This is a genomic window from Microbacterium paraoxydans (assembly GCF_018224615.1).
In the GTDB taxonomy this organism is placed as follows: Bacteria; Actinomycetota; Actinomycetes; order Actinomycetales; family Microbacteriaceae; genus Microbacterium; species Microbacterium paraoxydans_B.
Window position 1 is genome coordinate 695,986 of sequence record NZ_JAGTUK010000001.1, and the last position, 20,605, is coordinate 716,590.

Sequence of the window (20,605 nt, forward strand, 5' to 3'; positions counted from 1 at the left end):
CCCGGGCGTGTCAGTGCGGCGCGTGGTACTCGGCCTCGCCGCGCTTCCAGTAGCCCTTCACGACCGCGTTCGCGGTGTCGACGCCCCAGCGCTCCAGCAGTGCCCGCCCCGGCTTGACGATCGACTGCTCGGCGGCGATGAACACGAAGGGGTCGGCGCCCACGAGGTCGTCGGCCGCGAGGGACTCGAGGAAGGCGATCAGCGCCGATCCGGATGGTTCGTCGCCGCGGTGGAGCCACTGCACCGGGACGGGGGCGGCGATGTCGACCTCGCCGCTGGAGGCGACGGTCTCGACCACGATGCGGGCCGGTGCGCCGGTCGGGATCAGCGCGGCGAAGCGGCGGATCGCCGGGATCGCGGTCTCGTCACCCACCAGCAGCCAGGACCCGGGGGTGCCGGTGACGACGGCGGCGCCGCGCGGTCCCCCCACGCCGATCTCGGATCCGAGCGGCGCGTGGGCGGCCCACGGCGCCGCGACCCCCTGGTCGCCGTGCACCGCGAACTCGACGTCGAGCCAGTCCTCGCCCCAGGCGAGCGGCGTGTACTCGCGGCTGGGTGCGGCGCGCAGCTCCTCGACGGAACCCACAGGGCCGTCCGGGAAGAACAGGCGCATGTGGTCGTCGGCGCCGGGGGAGTCGAAGCCGGCGAGGTCGGGGCCGCTGAGGCGCACGCGCACGTAGTCCGGAGCCAGCCATTCGCGCGCGGTCAGGGTGACGGTGCGGAAGCGCAGCTCGAGGCCGCGACGCTCGATCGTGAAGCCGGATTTCGTCTCGCTCATAAAGTAAGGCTAACCTAAAAACCGAGGCGGTCGGTTCGTCCTGATCCGCCTGACCGGCGCCCTCGAGTGCGCGACCATCCCGCAGAACAGGAGTCTCTCCATGTCCGTGCCCAGAACCCTCACCGTCACCAGCGTCGCCCTGGTCGGCCTGCTCGCGCTCTCCGGCTGCGCCACCGGCGCCGACGCCGAACCCGAGGAAACCACCGCCTCGTCCGGCACCGTGACCATCGAGGACAACACGGGCGAACACGAGATCTCCACGCCGCCCGCATCGGTCGTCGCCCTCGACAACCGCACGTTCCAGACCCTGTCCGACTGGGGTGTCGAGCTCTCCGCCGGCGCGGTCTCGCTCATGCCGGAGACCGTGGGTTACGCCACCGACGACAGCATCGTCGACATCGGCCTGCACACCGAGCCCGACCTGGAGGCCATCGTCGCGGCCGACCCCGACCTCATCATCAGCGGTCAGCGCTTCACACAGCACAACGCCGCGATCGCCGAGCTCGTCCCCGACGCCACGATCATCGACCTCGAGCCCCGCGAGGGCGAGGCGTTCGACGCCGAGCTCAAGCGTCAGACCACGGTCCTCGGCGAGATCTTCGGCAAGCAGGACGAGGCGCAGAAGCTGGTCGACGAGTTCGATGCCGCGGTCGAGCGGGCGAAGGCCGCGTACGACGACACCGACACCGTCATGGCCGTCAACACCTCGGGTGGTCAGATCGGCTACCTCGCCCCGACCGTCGGCCGCTCCCTCGGCCCGATCTACGACATCCTCGGCCTCACGCCGGCGCTCGAGGTCGACGACGCGACCGACGACCACCAGGGCGATGAGATCTCGGTCGAGGCGATCGCCGCGTCCAACCCCCACTGGATCCTGGTGCTCGACCGCGACGCCGTGTTCGCGGCCGAGACGCCCGACTACGTGCAGGCCGCCGAGATCCTGGAGAGCTCCGAGGCGCTCGCCGGCGTCACCGCGGTCAAGGACGGGCAGATCGTCTACATGCCCACCGACACGTACCTGAACGAGAGCATCCAGACGTACACCGCGTTCCTGAACGACCTCGCCGACGCGCTCGAGAAGAGCGCAGACAAGTAAGGGCTGCGCGGCGGCACCCGTCCGGACGGGTGCCGCCGCCGGCATTCCCCATGACACGTATGCTCCCCGCTCGGACGGCACGCTCCTCCGGCCGCCTGTTCGACCCGAAGCTCCTCCTCGGCGTGCTCGCCGTCGCCGTACTCCTCGCGATCTCGCTCGTCACGGGCGTGTACGACATCGCGGGAGCCGACGACGGCGCCCAGATGTTCCAGATCACCCGCGTGCCGCGCACGATCGCCCTCGTGCTGGCCGGTGCCGCGATGGCCATGGCGGGCCTGGTCATGCAGCTGCTCACCCAGAACCGCTTCGTCGAGCCGACCACCACCGGGACCACCGAGTGGGCCGGGCTGGGCCTGCTCGCGGTGATGGTGCTGGTGCCGCAGCCCTCGCTGCCGCTGCGCATGGCGGGCGCGGTGATCGCGGCGTTCATCGGCACCATGGTGTTCTTCGCGTTCCTGCGCCGCGTCGCGCTGAAGTCGTCGCTCATCGTGCCCATCGTCGGCATCATGCTCGGCGCGGTCGTCGGAGCGATCACCACCTACTTCGCGCTCGTCACGAACTCCCTCCAGATCATCGGAGTGTGGTTCGCGGGCAGCTTCACCTCGGTCATGCGCGGACAGTACGAGATGCTGTGGATCGTCGCGATCATCGGCGTGATCGTGTTCCTCGTGGCCGATCGGCTGACGATCGCCGGGCTGGGCGAGGAGATCGCGACCAACGTCGGCGTCGGCTACAACCGGATGATCCTGCTCGGCACGGCGCTGATCGCGGTCACGACCGGCGTGGTCACCGTCGTCGTCGGGAATCTGCCGTTCCTCGGGCTGATCGTGCCGAACATCGTGTCGATGGTGCGCGGCGACGACCTGCGCAGCAACCTGCCGTGGGTGTGCCTGCTCGGGATCGCGATCGTCACGGTGTGCGACATCATCGGACGCACGATCATCATGCCGTTCGAGGTGCCGGTGTCGCTCATCCTCGGGGTCGTCGGCGCCGTGGTGTTCGTGTTCCTCCTGCTGAGGCAGCGTCGTCGTGGCTGAGCGGACGGCGGCGGTGACGCAGCCGCGTGAGACGACGAGGTCGGCCGGGTCGTTCACGTCACCGCGCGCACGACGCCGCTACGCGGTGGTGCTGGTCGTGCTGGCCGTGATCGCGGCCGGATCGGCGTTCGGCCTCCTCGCGTGGGACAACCCGATGCCGGTGGGCACGCCGGGGTTCTGGCGCATCGCGCAGCACCGCGCGACCTCCGTGGTGGTGATGGCGGTCGTCGCGGTCGCGCAGGCCGTGGCGACCGTGAGTTTCCAGACCGTCACGAACAACCGCATCATCACGCCGTCGATCATGGGCTTCGAGTCGCTCTACCGCGTGGTGCAGACCACCACGGTGTACCTCTTCGGCGTCGCGGGGCTCGTGGCGATCCAGGGCATCGGGCAGTTCGCACTGCAGGTGGTGATCATGGTGGGGCTCGCCGTGGTGCTGTACGGGTGGCTGCTGTCGGGGCGCTACGGCAACCTGCAGATCATGCTGCTCGTGGGCATCGTGATCGGGGGAGGGCTCGGCGCGGTCGCCACGTTCATGCAACGGCTGCTCACCCCGAGCGAGTTCGACGTGCTCGCGGCCCGGTTGTTCGGCAACGTGTCGAACGCCGACCCCGCGTACCTTCCGCTCGCGATCCCGCTGGTCGCCGGAGCATCCGTGCTGCTGTGGCTGCGCTCGCGCCGGCTCAACGTGCTCGCGCTCGGCCCCGACGCGGCCCGCTCGCTGGGGCTCGACCATCGCCGCGAGCAGTTCCTGGTGCTGACGCTGGTGGCCGTGCTGATGGCCACCTCGACCGCGCTGGTCGGGCCGATGACCTTCCTGGGGTTCCTCGTGGCGACGCTCGCCTACCAGTTCGCCGACACGCACGACCATCGGCTGATCTTCCCGGTGGCGGTGCTCACGGCCTTCTCGATCCTCGCCGGCGCGTACTTCGTGATGAAGAACGTCTTCTATGCGCAGGGCATGGTGTCGATCCTGATCGAGATCGTCGGCGGCACCGTGTTCCTCCTCGTCATCCTCCGAAAGGGCAGACTGTGATCGCACTCGACGGCGTGCGCCGTGACTACAGCAGCGAGGTCGGGATCGGCCCCGTCGATCTCCGCATCCCCGCGGGCGGCATCACGGCCCTGATCGGACCCAACGGCGCCGGGAAGTCGACGCTGCTGACGATGATCGGGCGGCTGAACGGCATGGACGCGGGCGCGATCGAGATCGCGGGGCTGGACGTGGCGTCCACGAAGTCGAAGGACCTCGCCAAGGTCGTGTCGATCCTGCGGCAGGAGAACCACTTCGTCACGCGCCTCACCGTGCGCCAGCTCGTCGGGTTCGGCCGCTTCCCCCACTCGCAGGGGCGGTTGAACCGGGGGGACGAGGAGATCATCAGTCGCGCGATCGACTTCCTCGACCTCGGCGCCCTCGAGAACCGCTACCTCGACGAGCTCTCCGGCGGACAGCGCCAGCGCGCGTACGTGGCCATGGTGCTCGCCCAGGACACCGAGTTCGTGCTGCTCGACGAGCCCCTCAACAACCTCGACATGCGGCACGCCGTGCAGATGATGAAGCACCTGCGGCGGGCGGCCGAGGAGCTGGGGCGCACGATCGTGATCGTGCTCCACGACATCAACTTCGCGGGCCACTACGCCGACCACATCTGCGCCATGAAGGACGGGCGGGTCGTGGAGTTCGGGCCTCCGGCGGAGATCATGACCGGCGAGGTGCTGACCCGCGTGTTCGATACCGAGGTGCGGGTGGTCGACGGGCCGTCCGGCCCCCTCGCGGTGTACTACTAGAGCTCGATGCCGTGGTCTTCGTCGTTCACCCCGGCGTTGTGGCCGCGGCGCGACTCGTAGCCGAGGAACCAGCCGAGCCAGACGATCGCCGCGAGCAGCACGCCGAGCCACACGTTCTGGAAGATGAGGCCGACGAGCACTCCGACGATCAGCAGGCCGAGAGTGATGGAGATCCGGAGCGCGGCGCGGGACATGGCCTCAGCATACGACGCGCGGCCCCCGGCGCCGGGAGCCGGGGTGAGGCTCAGCGCCGGCGGTGGTCTTCGGGGGCCAGCCGCGGTCCGCGTCGCGGTTCGACCAGACCGCTCGCGAAGATGAGTCTGATCACCCGCTGACGGTGGCCGGACCACGGTTCGAGCAGCGCGATCATGCCGGCGTCGTCGGTGCGATGCCCCGTGAGCGCGTGGCCGACTTCGTGCGCGAGGTGGAAGTCTCCCACGCTCACCGCGTCCGGGTCGCCCAGCGCACGGATGCGTGTCTCGGCCGCGGTCCAGACGCCCACCCCGGGCAGACTCGTGAGCACGCGGTCGCGCTCGGCCCCGGTGGGCGCCGACTGCACGGCCCGCGCGATGCGGTCTCCGCGCTCGGCGGCGCGCACGATCGTCCTGGACTGCGGCGGTTCCACACCGGCCCGATGCCACGCCCAGGACGGGATGCGCCGCCACTGCTCCGCGGTCGGCGCGACGGCCATCGGCCGAGGGGTCGGACCGGGAGCGGGGTCGCCGTAGCGCGCGACCAGGAAGCGCCAGGCCCCGAACGCCTGCATCGAGGTGACCTTCTGCTCGAGGATCGCGCAGGCGAGAGCGTCGAACACCTCGTCGGTGCGCGCGAGGCGCACGCCCGGGTTGCGTCGCGCTGCCTCGGCGATGAGCGGGTGGTGCGAGGGGTCGAAGCCCGTGGGATCGTCGGTCGCGCCGCACAGTGCGGGGACGAGGGAGAGGGCGTGGTCGGCGCCGGGGCCCCACGCGCTCGCCTTCACGTCATTCCCGACCATGCGCAGCGCGAGCGTGGACGGTCCCTGTGGCGTGCGCACCGCGCGCCAGATGACCGGACCGTCGAACAGCATCGTCGGGTCGGTGCCGCCGCGGCGCAGCATCCCGACGGTGCGACGGAGATCGAGCGGGTGCGATGGCCGGTAGGTGGTCTCGCGTGGCGCACCCGTCGTCGCGGTCCCGGTGGGCGCGGACGGGGCGGTGAGGGTCATGCCGCCCACCCTACGCGGCGCTCCTGACATCGGCTCCCCGCATGCGGTGCGCTGGCGAAGGCCGGGCCGGCGTCGGGGACCGATCCCGCGAGCGCGACCGCGGGCGCTCAGAAGCGGTCGGGCGAGGGGGTGCCGTGTCCGTAGCGGATCACGACGTCGGCGTGACGGTCGAAGCGGTAGCCGATACCGCGGACCGTCCGCACGATGTCCTCGTAGCGGCCGAGCTTGGCGCGGAGCCGGCGCACGTGCACGTCGATCGTGCGCTCGCCCGGAGCCTCGTCGTCCTGGGCCTGCCACAGGGCGGAGACCAGCTCACTGCGCTCGATCGTGCGGCCCTCGCGGAGGACGAGGTACTGCAGCAGCTCGAACTCCTTGTACGTGAAGGCCGCGGACTCGCCGTCGATCAGCACGCGCTTGCGCGAGATGTCCACCGTCACCCCGGTCTCCTCCGGGGTCGTCTCCTCCTCGGCGGCGGCCTTGGTCCTGGCGATGGCGCCGGGCTCCTGCAGGGCGAGGCGGACCACGTCCAAGTCGCGACCGCCGGAGCCGTGCGGTGCGAGGGCGACGGTCGCGTGGGTCTCGGCGCCCGGTGCGAGCTCGGCGAGCGTGCGGCGGAGAGCATCGACCAGGAGCGGGAGGCTGACGCCGGCTTCCGCAGCCTTGATCTCGTCGAGGCCGACGTAGAGGGCGAAGCCGCGGGGCGAGCGGACGGCCGGGAGGTCGGCACCGGCGGCCGCGGCCGAGTCGCTGCCCGGGTGGGCGGCGCGGACGGGGGCGGTGCGGACGGGGGAGGTGGTGGAGGGACGCTCGAGAAGGGCGGAGTTCGACATGATGATGGAGTCCTCAAGACATGAGCCCGAAGCGACGGGGGCTCGGATGCGTTGCATGAATGACCGGCGGAGCCGGGGAGCGAGCAAGGGTGGATGCTCGAGACGCTGCTCTCGCAGATGGCGACGAGTCAGGTCAGGCGGGGTGGCTGTTCGTTCAGCGACACATTCGGCAACACATGCCAACGCGACCGGGCATCATCATCCCGGCAGTCCCGTTCGCCTCCTGGGCGGACAAAGGGCGTGCGTTGGTGGTCATGGGGGGATTATGTCCGATCGTGACGGGGCATGTCAAAACGCCCGGGCGTGGCGGAGGGGGCGTAACGTGGCACGGATGACGATCTCGCACACCGTCGGAGGGTTCATCCTGACCGACGAGAAGGACGCATCGCGGTACACGCTCACGCGCGACGGGAAGCTCGTCAGCGTGCTCGACTATCGGGACGACGGTCACACGATCGCCCTGACGAGGGCCTTCACCGTCCCGACTTTCCGGGGCCACGGCTACGCGGGAGTCGTGGTCGAGGGGGCGGTGGCCGATATCGAGGAGCGGGGCGACCGCAAGGTCGACGCGGTCTGCTGGTACGTGGCCGAGTGGTTCGCGGCGCACCCCGAGCGCGCCGGTCTGCTGCGCCGTCACTGACCACGGAAGTGTGACGCCGTGTTACGTACGCGGCTGTCCTTCCGCGGCGAGCTGGGCTACCAGCGGCGGGCCTCTGACCGAATGTCCGAGGTGGTTCGTACGGTGTGAGTATGCGGATCCTGCACACCTCGGACTGGCACGTCGGCCGGACCTTCCACGGCAACTCCACGCTGGAGGCGCTCGCCGAGGTGCTCGCCGCTCTGACGGCTCAGGTCGAGCGGGAGAGGGTCGACGTGGTGATCGTCGCGGGCGACGTCTTCGATTCCGCGACCCCCTCCGCGGATGCATACACCCTGCTCGGCGACGCGCTGGTGGCGCTGCACGCGACGGGTGCGCGGGTCATCGTGACGAGCGGCAACCACGACTCTGCGGCTCGGCTGGGCTTCCAGTCGCGGCTGCTGCGCGACGGCATCCACGTGCTCACCGATCCGCTCGCGATCGGCCGGCCGGTCACCATCGCCGACGAGCACGGTCCGGTCCACTTCTTCGGTATCCCGTACCTCGAGCCGGCGATCGTGCGCCAGCACTGGCCGGACGGCGACGCCGACGGGCAGCCGCTGCGTATGCAGGCGCAGACCATGGCTCACGCGATGCGGCTCGTGCGAGCGGGCATGGAGGAGCACGCGGGGCGCTCGGTCGCGATCGCCCACTGCTTCGCGGCGGGTGTCGAGCCCACGGAGGGCCTGGAGCGGGAAGTGCGTCAGGGCGGGCTCGACGTCGTGCCGCTGAGTGCATTCGACGGCCCGGATTACGTCGCCCTCGGGCACATCCACGGACGGCAGCAGGTGAGCGAGCGCGTGCGGTATGCGGGAGCACCGCTGCACTACAGCTTCGGCGAGCAGCACAAGCCCCGAGGGTCTTGGGTGGTGGAGCTCGATGCCGAGGGCCTGGGTACGGTCGAGTGGCTCGAGCTGCCGGTGCCGCGGCCGCTGGTCACGCTCACCGGGAGCCTCGACGAGATCCTGTCCCCCGAGAACGTCCGTGCGCACGCGGGTCACTGGGTGTGTGCGGTCTATACCGACCCCGTGCCCCAGTCGGAGCCCATGCGACGGCTGCGCGAGGTCTACCCTCACTGCGCGATGGTGCAGCACCAGCCGGTCACGGCGGAGCAGGCGCCGGAGCGCTCCTACGCGCAGCGACTGCGCTCGGCGGTCACCGATGCCGACCGAATCGTCGCGTTCCTCGAGCACGTACGGGCCGGTCAGGGCCCGAGCGAGGTCGAGCGCGAGCTGATCCGCGACGTGCTCGACGACCGCGTACGGGCGGAGGCTCTCGTCTAGATGCGTCTCCATCGGCTGGAGGTCGAGGGGTTCGGGCCCTTCCGTGCACGTCAGATCGTCGACTTCGACGCGTTCGCCGACGACGGCATCTTCCTGATCGCCGGTCGAACGGGAGCCGGGAAGTCGAGCATCCTCGACGCCGTCTGCTTCGGCCTCTACGGGGGAGTGCCGCGGTACGCGGGCGGTGAAAAGCGGCTCCGCAGCGACCACTGCGAGCCGGACGACCCGTCGGAGGTGGTCGTCGAGTTCAGCACGCCGTCCGGTCGCTATCGCGTGACCCGCTCGCCGGAGTACCTGCGGCCCGCGCGGCGCGGCGGCGGCATGACGAAGCAGGCGGCCGCCGTCGCGCTGGAGGAGCACACGGGGTCGGGGTGGATCGGCCGTGCCGCAAGGGCGGTCGACGTGGCGCATGAGCTCGATGCGATCCTGCAGTTGAGTCGCGAGCAGTTCCTGCAGGTCATCCTCCTGGCGCAGAACCGGTTCTCCGAGTTCCTCCTTGCGGGGAGCAGGGATCGTCAGGCGCTGCTGCGACGATTGTTCGGCACCGAGCGTTTCGAGGATGTGCAGTCACGCTTCGACGAGCGCCGCCGTCAGGCAGAGCAGGCGCTGGGGTCGCGGCTGGCCACGGTCTCGGCGCGGCTCGACGAGGCCGAGCGGCTGGTGGCGGAGGCCGGGCTCGGCGGCGACGCCCCCGAGACGGAAGAGACCGAGCCGGGCGCCCGCACCACGGGTGATCGGCTCGCCGAGCTCGAGCGGGCGCTCGCCCGTGCCGAGTACCGAGCCGAGCGCCGGGCCTCGGAGCGCGTCGACGCAGAGAAGCGGTCGACGGAAGCCGATACCGCTCTGGCCGCGCGGAGGGACGAGCAGCGGGCACAGGCGGAACGCGATCGGGCGCGCGCGGCTCTTGCACGCCTCGACGCGGAAGAACCCGGCATCGCGGAGGCCAGGGCGGAACTCGCCAACGCGCGCGCGGCCGAGGCGCTCCGATCGACCATCGCGGCGGCCGCCCGCGCACGCGTCGCCCTCGAGGAGTCGCTCGGGAAGGAGGCGGACGCCGCCGCGGCGTGGGCCGCCCACGACCTCGACGTGGACGATCTCGATGCCTGGGTCGCCGAACGTCTCCGGGAGGTCGGCGGCTGGGAACGGGCTGCGGCGCTGGAGCGGCAGGCGGCCGAGCGCGCCGTGGAGCAGCAGGCCGCGGAGGTGGAGGCTTCCTCCGCGCAGCACCGCGTCGAGACGGCCGAGGCTGAGCGCGACGCTCTTCCGGCACTGGTTGCGGCCGTGGAGGCGGAGCGCGCGACCGCGAGAGACCTGGCTGCACGGCAGCCGGGGCTCGAGAACGCGCTGCGCGCCGCCAAGGAGCGGTGTGGCGCCGCCGGAGAGGTCGAGCGTCTCGAGGCCGCGTGCGCCACGGCCGAGGCCGAGCTCGCCAGGGCGACCACCGAACACGCGGCCGCCCAGTCACAGCTCGCATGGTTGCGCCAACGTCGCATGGACGGGATGGCGGGCGAGCTCGCGTCGTCGCTGGTGGACGGGGAACCGTGTGCGGTCTGCGGCTCGAGGTCGCACCCGGCGCCGGCATCGCACACCGACCCCGTGTCCGCTGACGACATCGCCGATGCGGAGTCCGTGCGCGATGCGGCGGCGGCGGCGGAGCGCAAGGCCAGTGATGCGTGCGCCGCGCTGCGTGCAGAACGGGCCGCGGCCGCAGCGAAGGCCGACGGGCGTGACCCCGTGCGCGCCGAGCGCGAACTCCGAGCGGCGGAGGAGGAGCATGCGGCAGCGGTCGAGGCGACGACGCGAGCAGCGGAACTCGACGCCCAGCTCGCGGACCTGACGGCGCGGAGGGAACAGCAGGAGGCCGAGGTCGCGACGGCTGTCGCGGCGCTCGCCGCGGCCCGGGAGCGCCTGGCGCTCATCGTGCAGCGCAATCGGGACGCCGACGCACAGGTGGCGAACGCACGCGGCGACTTCGCATCGGTGGCCGAGCGGATCGCCACGGTCGCCGACCGCACGGAGGTGGCGCGGCGCCTGTCGGAGGCCCGCGCGGAACGCGTGCGCCGGGAGGAGGCGACGACGGAGGCGGAGCGGGAGCGCGACGCCGCGCTGGTTGCGTCCGTGTTCTCGGACACCGCGGAAGCCGAGGAGGCGCTACGGCCGACGGCGGAGCAGGAGGCGCTCGATGCCCGTATCGCCCGCCACGCGGTGCAGCGGGAGAAGGAGCGCGCGATCCTGTTCGATCTCGAGCTGCGCACGCTGCCCGAGGAGCCGATCGACACCGAGGCGGCGGAGCGGGCGTCGAGCGAGGCGAGGGCCACGTGGTCGGCGGCGGTCGATGCGGCGACCCTGGCAGCGGGAGACGCCACGCGGCTGTCCGGCCTTCTCGCCGCGGCCGCAGAGGAGCAGGCGCGGACGGCCGAAGACGCCGAGGCGTTCGAGGTGCTGCAGAACCTCGCCGACACGATCGCCGGGCGCGGGGCGAACACCCGCAAGATGACCCTCGAGACCTTCGTGCTGGCCGCCGAGCTGGAGGAGATCGTGGAGGCGGCCAACCGGCGCCTGCACGACATGTCGGAGGGGCGTTACCGGCTGCAGCACTCCGATGCGCTGGCGGCTCGCGGTGCAGCGTCCGGCCTGGGCATCGTGGTCGCCGACGCCTTCACCGGCCAGACCCGTCCGCCGCAGTCGCTGTCCGGGGGCGAGACGTTCCTCACGTCGCTCGCCCTGGCGCTGGGCCTCGCCGAAGTCGTCACGGCGCGCGCGGGCGGGATCCGGCTCGACACGCTCTTCATCGACGAGGGCTTCGGGTCACTCGACGGCGACACACTCGACATCGCCATGCGCACGCTCGACGAGCTGCGGCAGGGTGGGCGCACGGTCGGCGTCATCAGCCACGTGGAGGCGATGCAGGAGCAGATTCCCGCGCAGTTGACGGTGCGAGCGCTGGCGAACGGGCCGAGCGTGATCGAGGCGCGCTGACGCGGTTCAGACCCCGTACTCGGCGCGGATCACATCGCGCAGCTGCACGCTGCAGCGCGCGACCGCGGCTCGCCAGTCGGTGAGGGCGCCGTCCTCGGCCTGGTCCGAAACGGCCCGGAACGCACGGATGGGCACGCCGAACTGGCCGGCCACCCAGATGTACGCATAGGTCTCCATGTCGACCAGGGCAGCGCCGGTCGGGCGGATCACGGCGGTCACCTCGGCATCCTCCACGAAGTGGTCTCCCGTGGCGATCAGTACGCCGTCGCGACCCGTGCTCACGCGAGCGGGCAGGGAGACGTGCTGTCCGGAGACGCCGTCGAGGTCGGTCACGTCGTGCTGGAAGGCGGAGCCGATCTCGTGCACCGTGGCCTCGAGACCCGGGTCGATGGCTCCGGCCGTGCCGACGACGACGATCTCGTCGTAGCGCCGGGCGTCGAGGGCGCGGGTGAGTGCGTAGGTGGCCTGCAGCTTGCCGGGGCCGGTGACGAGCCGGTCGAAGCCGTCGAGCTCCTCGGGGAAGGCGGACAGTTCGGACGCGAGCGCGGCGACGAGGAGTTTCACTGCCTCATTCTCTCAGGTCTCGGCTGGATGCCGCGTGCGAGCGCCGCGCCGTCGCCCCGGTGCCGCGCGGAGGGAGGATACTGGGGGCCAGGCGAAGAGCGGAGGATCACGTGTCGTTGCAGCAGCAGATCGCGGAAGACCTGGGCGTCCGGCCCGACATCGACCCCGAGGCGGAGGTGGAGCGGAGGGTCGGCTTCCTCGCGGACTACCTGCGCACGACCGGAGCCAAGGGCTACGTGCTCGGCATCTCCGGCGGACAGGACTCGACCCTCGCCGGACGGCTGGCGCAGCTCGCGGTCGAGCGCGTGCGGGCCGAGGGCGGCGAGGCCTCGTTCCTGGCGGTGCGGCTGCCGTACCGCGTGCAGCACGACGCGGACGATGCGCAGGCCGCGCTGGAGTTCATCGCGCCGGACTCCTCGGTCGAGGTCAACATCCAGAACGGCGTCGACGGGGTGGAGCGCGACATCGAGGCGGCCGTCTCCGGCGACATCACGGATTTCAACCGCGGCAACATCAAGGCACGGCTGCGCATGGTCACGCAGTATGCCCTCGCGGGCCACGACGGTCTGATCGTGATCGGCACCGACCACGCGGCCGAGGCGGTCACGGGCTTCTACACGAAGTTCGGTGACGGCGCCGCGGACGTGCTGCCGCTGTCCGGCCTGACCAAGCGTCAGGGGCGTTCGCTGCTGCAGTATCTCGACGCCCCGGACCGGCTGGCGTTCAAGGTGCCGACGGCCGACCTGCTGGACGGGCAGCCGGGGCGCGCGGATGAGGACGAACTGGGTCTCACGTACGAGCAGATCGACGCGTTCCTGGAGGGTGAGGAGGTCGACCCGGACGTGGCGGGACGTATCGAGTCGCGCTACCTGGCGACCCAGCACAAGCGCCATCTCCCGGTGACGCCCGACGACACCTGGTGGCGCTGAGCCGCGAGGAGAGCGCGTCGCCGCGCCCGCTTTCGCCCGTGTCGGATGCCGCGGATAGTGTCGAAGCATCCGAGAGAACGGGAGAATTGTGCGGATCGACACGGAGGCGCAGCGGGTCATCTGGAGCGCGAGCGACCTCAAGGCGGCCGCGGAGTGCGAGTTCGCCTGGTGTCGCGCGATCGACGCGAAGCTCGGCCGGGTGCCGGCCGTCGAGGAGCCCGAAGATCCGACGCTGCAGCGGGCGGCCCAGCTGGGCGACGTGCACGAGCAGAACGTGCTCGACCGGTACCTGAGCGAGCTCGGACCGGAGCGGGTGCACCGCGTGGAGAAGATCCGGTCGAACGACCCCGAGGCTCTGGCGGCGGCTGTCGCCGAGACGATCGAGGCGCTGCGGTCCGATGCGCTGGTGGTGTTCCAGGCGGCGTTCGCGACGGAAGACTTCGTCGGTTTCGCGGACTTCCTCCGGAAAGATGCCGACGGCCGCTGGCGTGTGCAGGACTCCAAGCTGGCGCGCAAGGCGCGCGTCACGGCGCTCATGCAGCTCGCGGCATATGTCGATCAGCTCGACCGGGTGGGGATCCCGCGCTCCGACGAGGTCGACCTCATCCTCGGTGACCACAGCGTCAGCACGCACGCGGTGGACGACCTCCTTCCGCTGTTCCGGGTGCGCCGAGCGCGCCTGCGGGCGCTGATCGCCGATCGGTCGGTGGCATCGGGACCGCAGGGCGAGCCGCTCGCGTGGGGTGACGATCGCGGCGACCTCCGTGTCGTCGCGTGCGGGCGGTGCGCGACCTGCGAGGAGCAGGTGATCGCCCACCGCGACCTGCTCATGGTGGCGCGGATGCGACCGGTGCAGCGGGCTCGGCTTCGGGCGGCGGGCATCGTCACGATCGACGACCTGGCGGCCTCGTCGGAGGTGCCGGAGGGCATGAACGTCGACACGTTCGAGAACCTCCGGTCGCAGGCGCGGTTGCAGTTGCGGGCTGATGCCGACGGTGCGCCGACCTACGACGTGCACTACGCGGCGGCGATCCACACCCTGCCGGTGCCGAGCCACGGGGATATCTTCTTCGATTTCGAGGGCGACCCGCTCTACACCGAGCCTGCGCCCGACGGCGAGTCGGAGTGGGGCATCGACTACCTGTTCGGCTGGGTCGACAACGCGGACCAGTACACGGCGCTGTGGGCGCACACGTTCGCGGAGGAGCGCCGGGCGCTGGAGACCTTCCTCGATTTCGTGAAACTCCGCCGGGCAGCCCATCCCGGTATGCACATCTACCACTACGCGCCGTACGAGACCTCGCACCTGGTGGCGATGGCCGCCAGGCACGGCGTGCGTGAGGGGGAGGTCGACCGGCTGCTGCGGGAGGGCGTGTTCGTCGATCTGTACCCCGTGGTCCTGCGCACGGTGCGCGTGGGGTCGCGCTCCTATTCCATCAAGAAGCTCGAGCCGCTCTATATGGGCGACGACGTCCGGACGAGCGACGTGCAGAAGGGCGACGACTCGATCGTGCAGTACGTGGCGGCGCGCGAGCTGGCGGCGGCGGGCGCGCAGGCCGAGGCCGACGCGGTGTTCGCCGACCTCGCCGACTACAACCGCTACGACTGCGTCTCGACGCGGCGGCTGCGCAACTGGCTCATCGAGATCGCGCGGCGCGAGGGCGTGACGCCGGCTCCGCCGGACGACGCCGACGAGGTGATCTACGAGCCTTCACCGCGCTCGCTCGCCCTGCTGGCGGATGCCGAGCGAGACGTGGAGGCCGGGGGCGACGGCCTCGTGCACCGGATCGCGGCGGCCGCGATCGACTACTTCCCGCGTGAGGCGAAGAGCTTCTGGGTGTCGCACTTCCAGCGCCTGCGCGAACCCGTCACGATGTGGGACGGCACGCGCGACGTGGTCAAGGTCGACGCGCCGTCCTCGCGGGTGCGCAGCGACTGGGGCATCGGCGAGGGCCGGCGGGTCATGTCGCGTGAGGTGGAGATCCGTGGCGAGGTGTCACCCGGCACGACGCTCGGCCCGGGGTCGCAGCCGTTCGCGTTGTACGACGCTCCCGCGCCGTTCGACACGGAGGTGCCGTCGCGCGCGGTGCACGTGCCGCACACCGTCACGGTGCGCGAAGTGCTCGACGACGGCTACCTGATCGTCGAGTCCGCCGTGCAGGGGCAGACCTGGGACGAGCTTCCGGTCGCGCTCACCCCGCCCGCCCCGCCGCGCGTGGTGTCGCTGCAGCAGGCGATCGACGAGTGGGCCGACACGGTGCACGCGGCCGCTCCCGGATTCCCGGACGACGCGGCGACCGACATCCTTCGGCGACGCCCGCCCCGCACCGTGTCCGGGGGGTCGTTGCCCGACGCGGGCGCCGACACGATCGACGCGATCGTGCGTGGAATCCTCGACCTCGACCGCAGCTACCTCGCGGTGCAGGGTCCTCCGGGCACCGGCAAGACCTACACCGGATCGCAGGTCATCGCGCGATTGGTGAAGGAGCACGGGTTCCGGGTCGGCGTGGTCGCGCAGTCGCACGCGATCATCGAAACGCTGCTGGAGCGGATCGTCTCCGATGGGGTTCCGCCCGCGCAGGTCGCGAAGGCCCCGAAAGACGAGGGGGGCGAGCCGTCGTACACCGTGATCCCCAAGAACGGGATGGCATCGTTCCTGGCCGAGCACGAGCATGAGGGTGCCGTGGTGGGCGGAACGGCGTGGGACTTCAGCAATACGCAGCGCGTGGCGCGGGGCGGGCTCGACCTGCTCGTGATCGACGAGGCGGGGCAGTTCTCGCTCGCGTCGACCATCGCGGTGGCCGCCGGCGCGCAGCGGCTGCTGCTCCTCGGCGATCCGCAGCAGCTGCCTCAGGTGAGCCAGGGGGCGCACCCGGAGCCGGTCGACACGTCTGCGCTCGGGTGGGTGATGGACGGCGACCCCGTCGTGCGGCCGGAGTACGGCTACTTCCTGGCGCAGTCGTGGCGGATGCACCCGTTCGTGGCCGCTCCGGTGTCGAAGCTGGCGTATGCCGGCAAGCTGGCGTCGGCGCCGGGCACGGAGCGGCGGTCGATCGAGGGCATCGAGCCCGGGCTCCACGTCGTCCCGCTGCGGCACCGCGGCAATGCCACGCAGTCGCCGGAGGAAGCCGCGGAGGTGGTGCGCATCGTGCGCGACCTCGTCGGTCGCCCGTTCCATGACAACGACGCGGTGGGCACCGTGCGGCCTCTGACCCCGGAGGACATTATCGTCGTCGCCCCGTACAACGCGCAGCGGCAGCTGGTGCACGAGGCGCTGACGGCTGCCGGCTTCGCGCAGGTGCCCGTGGGAACGGTGGACAACTTCCAGGGCAAGGAAGCCGTGGTGTCGATCACGTCTCTCGCGGCGTCGAGCGGTCGGGACGCGCCACGCGGACCGGAGTTCCTGCTGCTGCAGAACCGTCTGAACGTGGCGATCTCCCGTGCCCAGGTGCTGGCCTACCTCATCCACTCGCCGGCCCTGCTCGACGATCTGCCGTACACACCGGAGGGCGTCGCACGGCTGAGCGCCTTCGCGCGCCTGGTGGGTGCCGCGGAGAACGAATCATGACGTCGACCGCGCCCGGAGTCACCGCTGGCGGCACGCCGACGGTCGAGGAGATCCTCCGCGCCGCCGCCGCGTGGGCGTGGCTTCCCCGCGACAGCGAGCACGTGCGCGACGATCTGCTCCTGGTGCGGTACCCGGCGAGATTCGGGGGCGGGGTACGCGGCTCGCAGGTCTGTTCCGCGCGCCCCGCGGACGAGGTGGTGGAACGCGCGCTGGAGCGGGTCACAGCGTGGGGTGAGTCCGTGTTCACGTTCTGGACGAATCCGGCCGACGGCCCCGACCTGGAGGAGGAGCTGCGGCGCCGCGGTGCCGAGCACATCGACACCGTCACGGTGTTCGCCCGTCCCACGACTACAGGGAGGGTCGACGTGCCGCGCGGTGTCACCGCGGAGGTCGTGCGCACGGTCGAGCAGCTGCGCGAGGTCGATGCGATCAATGTGCCCGTCTGGGATCAGCAGCCGCTCGACGACGACGGTCTGCGCGCCGAGTTCCGGGAGCTGACGGCCGCCCTCGACGCGGGCACCGGCTTCCGGGTGCTCGGCCGCGTCGACGGGCGCGCCGTGAGCACCGGCGGGTGCACGATCGTCGACGGGTTCACGCGACTGTGGGGCGCGGCGACGCTCGAGGCCGACCGGGGTCGCGGTGCGTATCGGGCCGCGCTGGCGGAGCGCCTGCGGGAGAGCGCTGTGCGCGGTGCGGGAACCGCGCTGGTGAAGGGGCGCGTGGCGACGTCGGCGCCCATCCTCGCCAGGGCGGGGTTCACGCGGTACGGCGACGAGCGCGGCTACCGGCTCACGCTCTGACACGACACGACGACACCCGTCGCGCCGTGAGCGATCAGACCGTGCCGTAGAGGCGGTCGCCCGCGTCGCCGAGACCGGGAACGATGTAGCCCTTGTCGTTCAGTCGCTCGTCGAGGGCGCCCAGCACGAGGGTCACGTCGCGGTCGCCGGCCATGGCCTCGATGGCGGCCACGCCCTCGGGGGTGCCGAGGAGGCAGATTGCCGTGACGTCCTTCGCGCCGCGGTCGAACAGGAACTGGATCGCGGCCGCGAGAGATCCGCCCGTCGCGAGCATCGGGTCGATCGCGAAGCACTGCCGGTCGCTCAGGTCGTCGGGGAGCCGCTCGGCGTAGGTCGTCGGCTCGAACGTCTCCTCGTTGCGCACCATGCCGAGGAACCCGACCTCGGCGGTCGGCAGCAGCTTGACGAGCCCCTCGAGCATGCCGAGGCCGGCGCGCAGGATGGGCACCACGATCGGGCGCGGCTCGGAGATCTTCACGCCCGTGGTGGTGGTGACCGGGGTGGTGATCTCGACGGGGCTGACCTTCACGTTGCGCGTCGCCTCGTACGCCAGGAGGGTCACGAGCTCCTCCGTCAGCTGCCGGAAAACGGGCGACGGGGTGCGCGCGTCGCGCAGCACCGAGAGCTTGTGGGTGATGAGGGGGTGGTCGGCGACGTGAACACGCATGAGTACAGGCTAATGCGCCGCGCCTCCGCGCACGACATCGGCCCCTCGGGCGCGGGGTGGCGCTGCCGTAGGCTCGACGCATGACCGCCGCCGACCGCACCGCGATGCTCCGCGCGCTCGGGCTGGCGAGGGAGGCCGCCGCGGCGGCGGAGATCCCCGTGGGAGCGGTCGTCGTCGACGCCGACGGACGCGTGCTCGGCGAGGGGCGCAACGCCCGGGAGGCCACGCACGACCCGACCGCGCACGCCGAGGTGGTCGCGCTGCGGGCGGCCGCGGTGACGCTCGGTTCCTGGAACCTGGAGGGGTGCACGCTCGTGGTCACCCTGGAGCCGTGCATCATGTGCGCGGGCGCGATCCTGCAGGCGCGCATCGGCCGCGTCGTGTTCGGCGCCTGGGACGACAAGGCAGGCGCCGCCGGGTCGATGTACGACGTGCTGCGCGACCGGCGCCTGCCCTACCGAGCCGAGGTGGTCGGCGGGGTCGAGGAGGAGGCCGCGACCGCCCTGCTGCGCGACTTCTTCCAGCAGCGCCGCTGAGTCACGGCTCGGGCTCGCGCGTGCCGCCTCAGTCTGACGACTTGAGCACGAACACGTCGGTCGAGGGCTCCGGGTCGATCGCCGGACGGTACACGTCGGGTTCGAGGTAGACGACGCGCGCGACCGGGACGGCCTCGCGGATCCGGGCCTCGATGGCGTCGATGTCGTCGGCGACCTCGCGCAGCGGCTTGTCGGCGTTGAGCGCGATCTTGGCGGCGACCATCAGCTCGTCCGGGCCGAGGTACAGGGTCTTCAGGTGGATGATCTTCTCGATCTCGGGCCCGTCCGTGATCGCGTCGACGATGCGGTCCTCATCGGCCTGTGTCGCCCCTTCGCCCACCAGCAGGCTCTTGGTCTCGACACCGAGCACGATGGCGATCAGCACCAGCAGGACACCGATCATGACGGTTCCGAGTGCGTCGAACAGGGGGTTGCCGGTGATCAGGGTGAGCCCCACGCCGAGCAGCGCGAACGTCAGTCCGGTCAGGGCGCCGATGTCCTCCAGCAGCACGACGGGCAGCTCGGGCGCCTTTGCGCGTCGTACGAAAGAGGTCCACGACTGACCCTTGTCGCGCACCAGGTTGCTCTCCTTCACGGCGGTGCGCAGCGAGAACGACTCCAGGCCGATGGCGATCAGCAGCACGACGAGCGGCAGCCACCACCAGGTCTGGTCGAGCTCGTGCGGGTTCGTGAGCTTCTCGACGCCCTCGTAGATCGCGAACAGACCGCCGACGGAGAACAGGATGATCGAGACCACGAACGCGTACACGTACCGTTCGCGACCGTAGCCGAAGGGGTGTGCACGGTCCGCGCGCCGCTTGGCCTTGCGACCGCCGAGCATGAGCAGCAGCTGGTTGCCCGAGTCGGCCACCGAGTGAATGGCCTCGGCGAGCATGGAGGCGGAGCCGGAGAGTGCCCAGGCGAGGAACTTCGCGAGGGCGATGCCCAGGTTCGCCAGGAACGCCGCGACGATGGCCTTGCTGCCTCCGGATGCACTCATGCGTCGAGTCTAGAACCGCCCGACGGGGGATGCGGGGGAGCCCGCCGTAGGATGACCACATGGCTGATTCGCTTCCCTCCCTCGCGTTCCTCGGTGCCGGTTCGATGGGCGGGGCGATCCTTCGTGGCGTGCTCGCCTCGGGCGTCGCCGTCGACGGGGGCATCACCGCGACCAACCGCACGGCGGAGAAGGCGGCGGCTCTCGACGGGCTCGACGGGGTGACCAGCATCGCGCTGTCCGAGCGGCCGGAGGGCAACGTGGAGGCCGTGGGCGGTGCACGGATCGTGCTGGTGGGGGTGAAACCCGCGATGGTGCCCGATCTGCTCCGCGAGATCGCGCCGAGCCTCGGGGCTGACACGATCGTGGTGAGCCTCGCGGCCGGGGTGACGCTGCAGACGTTCGCCGATGCCCTGGGCGCCGAAGCCCGCGTGATCCGGTCGATGCCGAACACCCCCTCGACGGTGCGCAAGGGCGTGACGGGTCTCGCGGCCGGTGTCGCCGCGACCGCCGACGACCTCGCGCTCGTGCGTCGCCTGTTCGAGACGGTCGGCGCGGTGGTGGAGGTGCCGGAGTCGCAGATCGACGCGCTGTCCACGATCTCCGGCTCGGGTCCCGCCTACGTCTTCCTGCTGATCGAGGAGTTCACGAAGGCGGCCGTCGGGATGGGGTTCGACGAGGCCGACGCGCGGCTCATGGTGGAGCAGACCTTCATCGGGGCGACTGCTCTGCTCGACGCGTCAGGCGAAGACCCGGCCGAGCTGCGACGCCGTGTCACCAGCCCGAAGGGCACGACCGAGCGCGCCGTCGCCGTGCTGCAGGACGCGCATCTCGACCGGACGTTCGCCGATGCCGCGGCCGCCGCGCTCGCACGTGCGAAGGAACTCGCCGCGGGGGCGTGACGCGCGGCTG

At 71.2% G+C, this 20,605-nt stretch carries 19 protein-coding genes; 12 read left to right on the forward strand and 7 right to left on the reverse strand.

Annotated elements, in window-relative coordinates; all coding sequences use genetic code 11:
• Positions 1-10: 10 nt before the first annotated feature.
• On the reverse strand, positions 11-778 hold the full coding sequence (locus KE274_RS03270; protein ID WP_211541224.1) for a siderophore-interacting protein: 768 nt from the start codon (positions 776-778) through the stop codon (positions 11-13).
• A gap of 100 nt (positions 779-878) precedes the next feature.
• Between KE274_RS03270 and KE274_RS03275 the strand changes: the two genes are divergently transcribed.
• Genes KE274_RS03275 through KE274_RS03290 form a run of 4 tightly spaced genes read left to right on the forward strand, consistent with a single transcriptional unit; the run spans position 879 to position 4,699 of the window.
• Complete coding sequence (locus KE274_RS03275; RefSeq protein ID WP_211541226.1) at positions 879-1,874, forward strand: siderophore ABC transporter substrate-binding protein; 996 nt, start codon at positions 879-881, stop codon at positions 1,872-1,874.
• Positions 1,875-1,924: 50 nt separating this feature from the next.
• Entirely contained in the window at positions 1,925-2,911 is a 987-nt protein-coding gene (locus KE274_RS03280) for an iron chelate uptake ABC transporter family permease subunit (RefSeq protein ID WP_211541228.1), read from the forward strand.
• Positions 2,904-3,947 carry an iron chelate uptake ABC transporter family permease subunit gene (locus KE274_RS03285; RefSeq protein WP_307872134.1) on the forward strand — a complete coding sequence of 348 codons (1,044 nt, stop codon included), beginning with the start codon at positions 2,904-2,906 and terminating at the stop codon, positions 3,945-3,947. The genes KE274_RS03280 and KE274_RS03285 overlap by 8 nt, the downstream gene beginning before the upstream one ends.
• Positions 3,944-4,699 (forward strand): iron ABC transporter ATP-binding protein, encoded by a 756-nt coding sequence (locus tag KE274_RS03290; protein ID WP_211541230.1) that lies wholly within the window; start codon positions 3,944-3,946, stop codon positions 4,697-4,699. Before KE274_RS03285 ends, KE274_RS03290 begins: the two co-directional genes overlap by 4 nt.
• On the opposite strand, the gene KE274_RS03295 is transcribed toward KE274_RS03290, so the two are convergent.
• From KE274_RS03295 to KE274_RS03305, 3 genes are all read right to left on the reverse strand, one after another.
• Positions 4,696-4,893: a hypothetical protein gene (locus KE274_RS03295; RefSeq protein WP_211541232.1), complete on the reverse strand. Its 198-nt coding sequence runs from the start codon at positions 4,891-4,893 to the stop codon at positions 4,696-4,698. The two genes, KE274_RS03290 and KE274_RS03295, sit on opposite strands and share 4 nt — an antisense overlap.
• 50 nt (positions 4,894-4,943) lie before the next feature.
• Positions 4,944-5,903, reverse strand: a complete 960-nt coding sequence (locus KE274_RS03300) for a DNA-3-methyladenine glycosylase family protein (protein WP_211541233.1) — start codon at positions 5,901-5,903, stop codon at positions 4,944-4,946.
• A 107-nt stretch (positions 5,904-6,010) separates the two neighbouring features.
• Entirely contained in the window at positions 6,011-6,733 is a 723-nt protein-coding gene (locus tag KE274_RS03305) for a winged helix-turn-helix domain-containing protein (RefSeq protein ID WP_211541234.1), read from the reverse strand.
• Positions 6,734-7,064: 331 nt separating this feature from the next.
• Between KE274_RS03305 and KE274_RS03310 the strand changes: the two genes are divergently transcribed.
• The 3 genes from KE274_RS03310 to KE274_RS03320 all read left to right on the forward strand — a co-directional run bounded on the left by KE274_RS03310 (position 7,065) and on the right by KE274_RS03320 (position 11,632).
• Positions 7,065-7,373 carry a GNAT family N-acetyltransferase gene (locus tag KE274_RS03310; RefSeq protein WP_211541235.1) on the forward strand — a complete coding sequence of 103 codons (309 nt, stop codon included), beginning with the start codon at positions 7,065-7,067 and terminating at the stop codon, positions 7,371-7,373.
• 110 nt (positions 7,374-7,483) lie between these two features.
• Entirely contained in the window at positions 7,484-8,653 is a 1,170-nt protein-coding gene (locus KE274_RS03315; RefSeq protein ID WP_211541236.1) for an exonuclease SbcCD subunit D, read from the forward strand.
• The gene (locus tag KE274_RS03320) at positions 8,654-11,632 is read left to right on the forward strand and encodes an AAA family ATPase (RefSeq protein WP_211541237.1); all 2,979 of its coding nucleotides are present in this window, start codon (positions 8,654-8,656) and stop codon (positions 11,630-11,632) included.
• Positions 11,633-11,638: 6 nt separating this feature from the next.
• Here KE274_RS03320 and KE274_RS03325 read toward each other — a convergent pair whose 3' ends face one another.
• The gene (locus KE274_RS03325) at positions 11,639-12,196 is read right to left on the reverse strand and encodes a phosphorylase family protein (RefSeq protein WP_211541238.1); all 558 of its coding nucleotides are present in this window, start codon (positions 12,194-12,196) and stop codon (positions 11,639-11,641) included.
• A 110-nt stretch (positions 12,197-12,306) separates the two neighbouring features.
• Between KE274_RS03325 and nadE the strand changes: the two genes are divergently transcribed.
• The 3 genes from nadE (at position 12,307) to KE274_RS03340 (ending at position 17,493) form a co-directional block, all read left to right on the forward strand.
• On the forward strand, positions 12,307-13,125 hold the full coding sequence (gene nadE / locus KE274_RS03330; protein ID WP_211541240.1) for an ammonia-dependent NAD(+) synthetase: 819 nt from the start codon (positions 12,307-12,309) through the stop codon (positions 13,123-13,125).
• Between the two features lie 88 nt (positions 13,126-13,213).
• Positions 13,214-16,693, forward strand: coding sequence for a TM0106 family RecB-like putative nuclease (locus KE274_RS03335; RefSeq protein WP_211541241.1), 3,480 nt, complete (start codon positions 13,214-13,216; stop codon positions 16,691-16,693).
• Positions 16,690-17,493 carry a hypothetical protein gene (locus KE274_RS03340; RefSeq protein ID WP_211541242.1) on the forward strand — a complete coding sequence of 268 codons (804 nt, stop codon included), beginning with the start codon at positions 16,690-16,692 and terminating at the stop codon, positions 17,491-17,493. The genes KE274_RS03335 and KE274_RS03340 overlap by 4 nt, the downstream gene beginning before the upstream one ends.
• 34 nt (positions 17,494-17,527) lie before the next feature.
• On the opposite strand, the gene upp is transcribed toward KE274_RS03340, so the two are convergent.
• Positions 17,528-18,160: a uracil phosphoribosyltransferase gene (gene upp, locus KE274_RS03345; RefSeq protein ID WP_211541243.1), complete on the reverse strand. Its 633-nt coding sequence runs from the start codon at positions 18,158-18,160 to the stop codon at positions 17,528-17,530.
• 80 nt (positions 18,161-18,240) lie between these two features.
• On the opposite strand from upp, the gene tadA reads away from it, so the two are divergent.
• The gene (gene tadA, locus KE274_RS03350; protein ID WP_211541244.1) at positions 18,241-18,696 is read left to right on the forward strand and encodes a tRNA adenosine(34) deaminase TadA; all 456 of its coding nucleotides are present in this window, start codon (positions 18,241-18,243) and stop codon (positions 18,694-18,696) included.
• 28 nt (positions 18,697-18,724) lie between these two features.
• Here tadA and KE274_RS03355 read toward each other — a convergent pair whose 3' ends face one another.
• Positions 18,725-19,696: a cation diffusion facilitator family transporter gene (locus tag KE274_RS03355; RefSeq protein WP_211541245.1), complete on the reverse strand. Its 972-nt coding sequence runs from the start codon at positions 19,694-19,696 to the stop codon at positions 18,725-18,727.
• A gap of 59 nt (positions 19,697-19,755) precedes the next feature.
• On the opposite strand from KE274_RS03355, the gene proC reads away from it, so the two are divergent.
• Positions 19,756-20,595, forward strand: coding sequence for a pyrroline-5-carboxylate reductase (gene proC, locus KE274_RS03360; protein ID WP_211541246.1), 840 nt, complete (start codon positions 19,756-19,758; stop codon positions 20,593-20,595).
• Positions 20,596-20,605: the final 10 nt, after the last annotated feature.

Bases quoted from the DNA above. Each gene is read 5' to 3' on its own strand.
- KE274_RS03310 (WP_211541235.1), top strand. From the start codon at position 7,065: ATGACGATCTCGCACACCGTCGGAGGGTTCATCCTGACCGACGAGAAG.
- KE274_RS03305 (WP_211541234.1), bottom strand. From the start codon at position 6,733: ATGTCGAACTCCGCCCTTCTCGAGCGTCCCTCCACCACCTCCCCCGTC.
- KE274_RS03300 (WP_211541233.1), bottom strand. From the start codon at position 5,903: ATGACCCTCACCGCCCCGTCCGCGCCCACCGGGACCGCGACGACGGGT.
- KE274_RS03275 (WP_211541226.1), top strand. From the start codon at position 879: ATGTCCGTGCCCAGAACCCTCACCGTCACCAGCGTCGCCCTGGTCGGC.
- KE274_RS03315 (WP_211541236.1), top strand. From the start codon at position 7,484: ATGCGGATCCTGCACACCTCGGACTGGCACGTCGGCCGGACCTTCCAC.
- KE274_RS03355 (WP_211541245.1), bottom strand. From the start codon at position 19,696: ATGAGTGCATCCGGAGGCAGCAAGGCCATCGTCGCGGCGTTCCTGGCG.
- proC (WP_211541246.1), top strand. From the start codon at position 19,756: ATGGCTGATTCGCTTCCCTCCCTCGCGTTCCTCGGTGCCGGTTCGATG.
- KE274_RS03295 (WP_211541232.1), bottom strand. From the start codon at position 4,893: ATGTCCCGCGCCGCGCTCCGGATCTCCATCACTCTCGGCCTGCTGATC.
- upp (WP_211541243.1), bottom strand. From the start codon at position 18,160: ATGCGTGTTCACGTCGCCGACCACCCCCTCATCACCCACAAGCTCTCG.
- tadA (WP_211541244.1), top strand. From the start codon at position 18,241: ATGACCGCCGCCGACCGCACCGCGATGCTCCGCGCGCTCGGGCTGGCG.
- KE274_RS03270 (WP_211541224.1), bottom strand. From the start codon at position 778: ATGAGCGAGACGAAATCCGGCTTCACGATCGAGCGTCGCGGCCTCGAG.
- KE274_RS03340 (WP_211541242.1), top strand. From the start codon at position 16,690: ATGACGTCGACCGCGCCCGGAGTCACCGCTGGCGGCACGCCGACGGTC.
- KE274_RS03280 (WP_211541228.1), top strand. From the start codon at position 1,925: ATGACACGTATGCTCCCCGCTCGGACGGCACGCTCCTCCGGCCGCCTG.
- KE274_RS03320 (WP_211541237.1), top strand. From the start codon at position 8,654: ATGCGTCTCCATCGGCTGGAGGTCGAGGGGTTCGGGCCCTTCCGTGCA.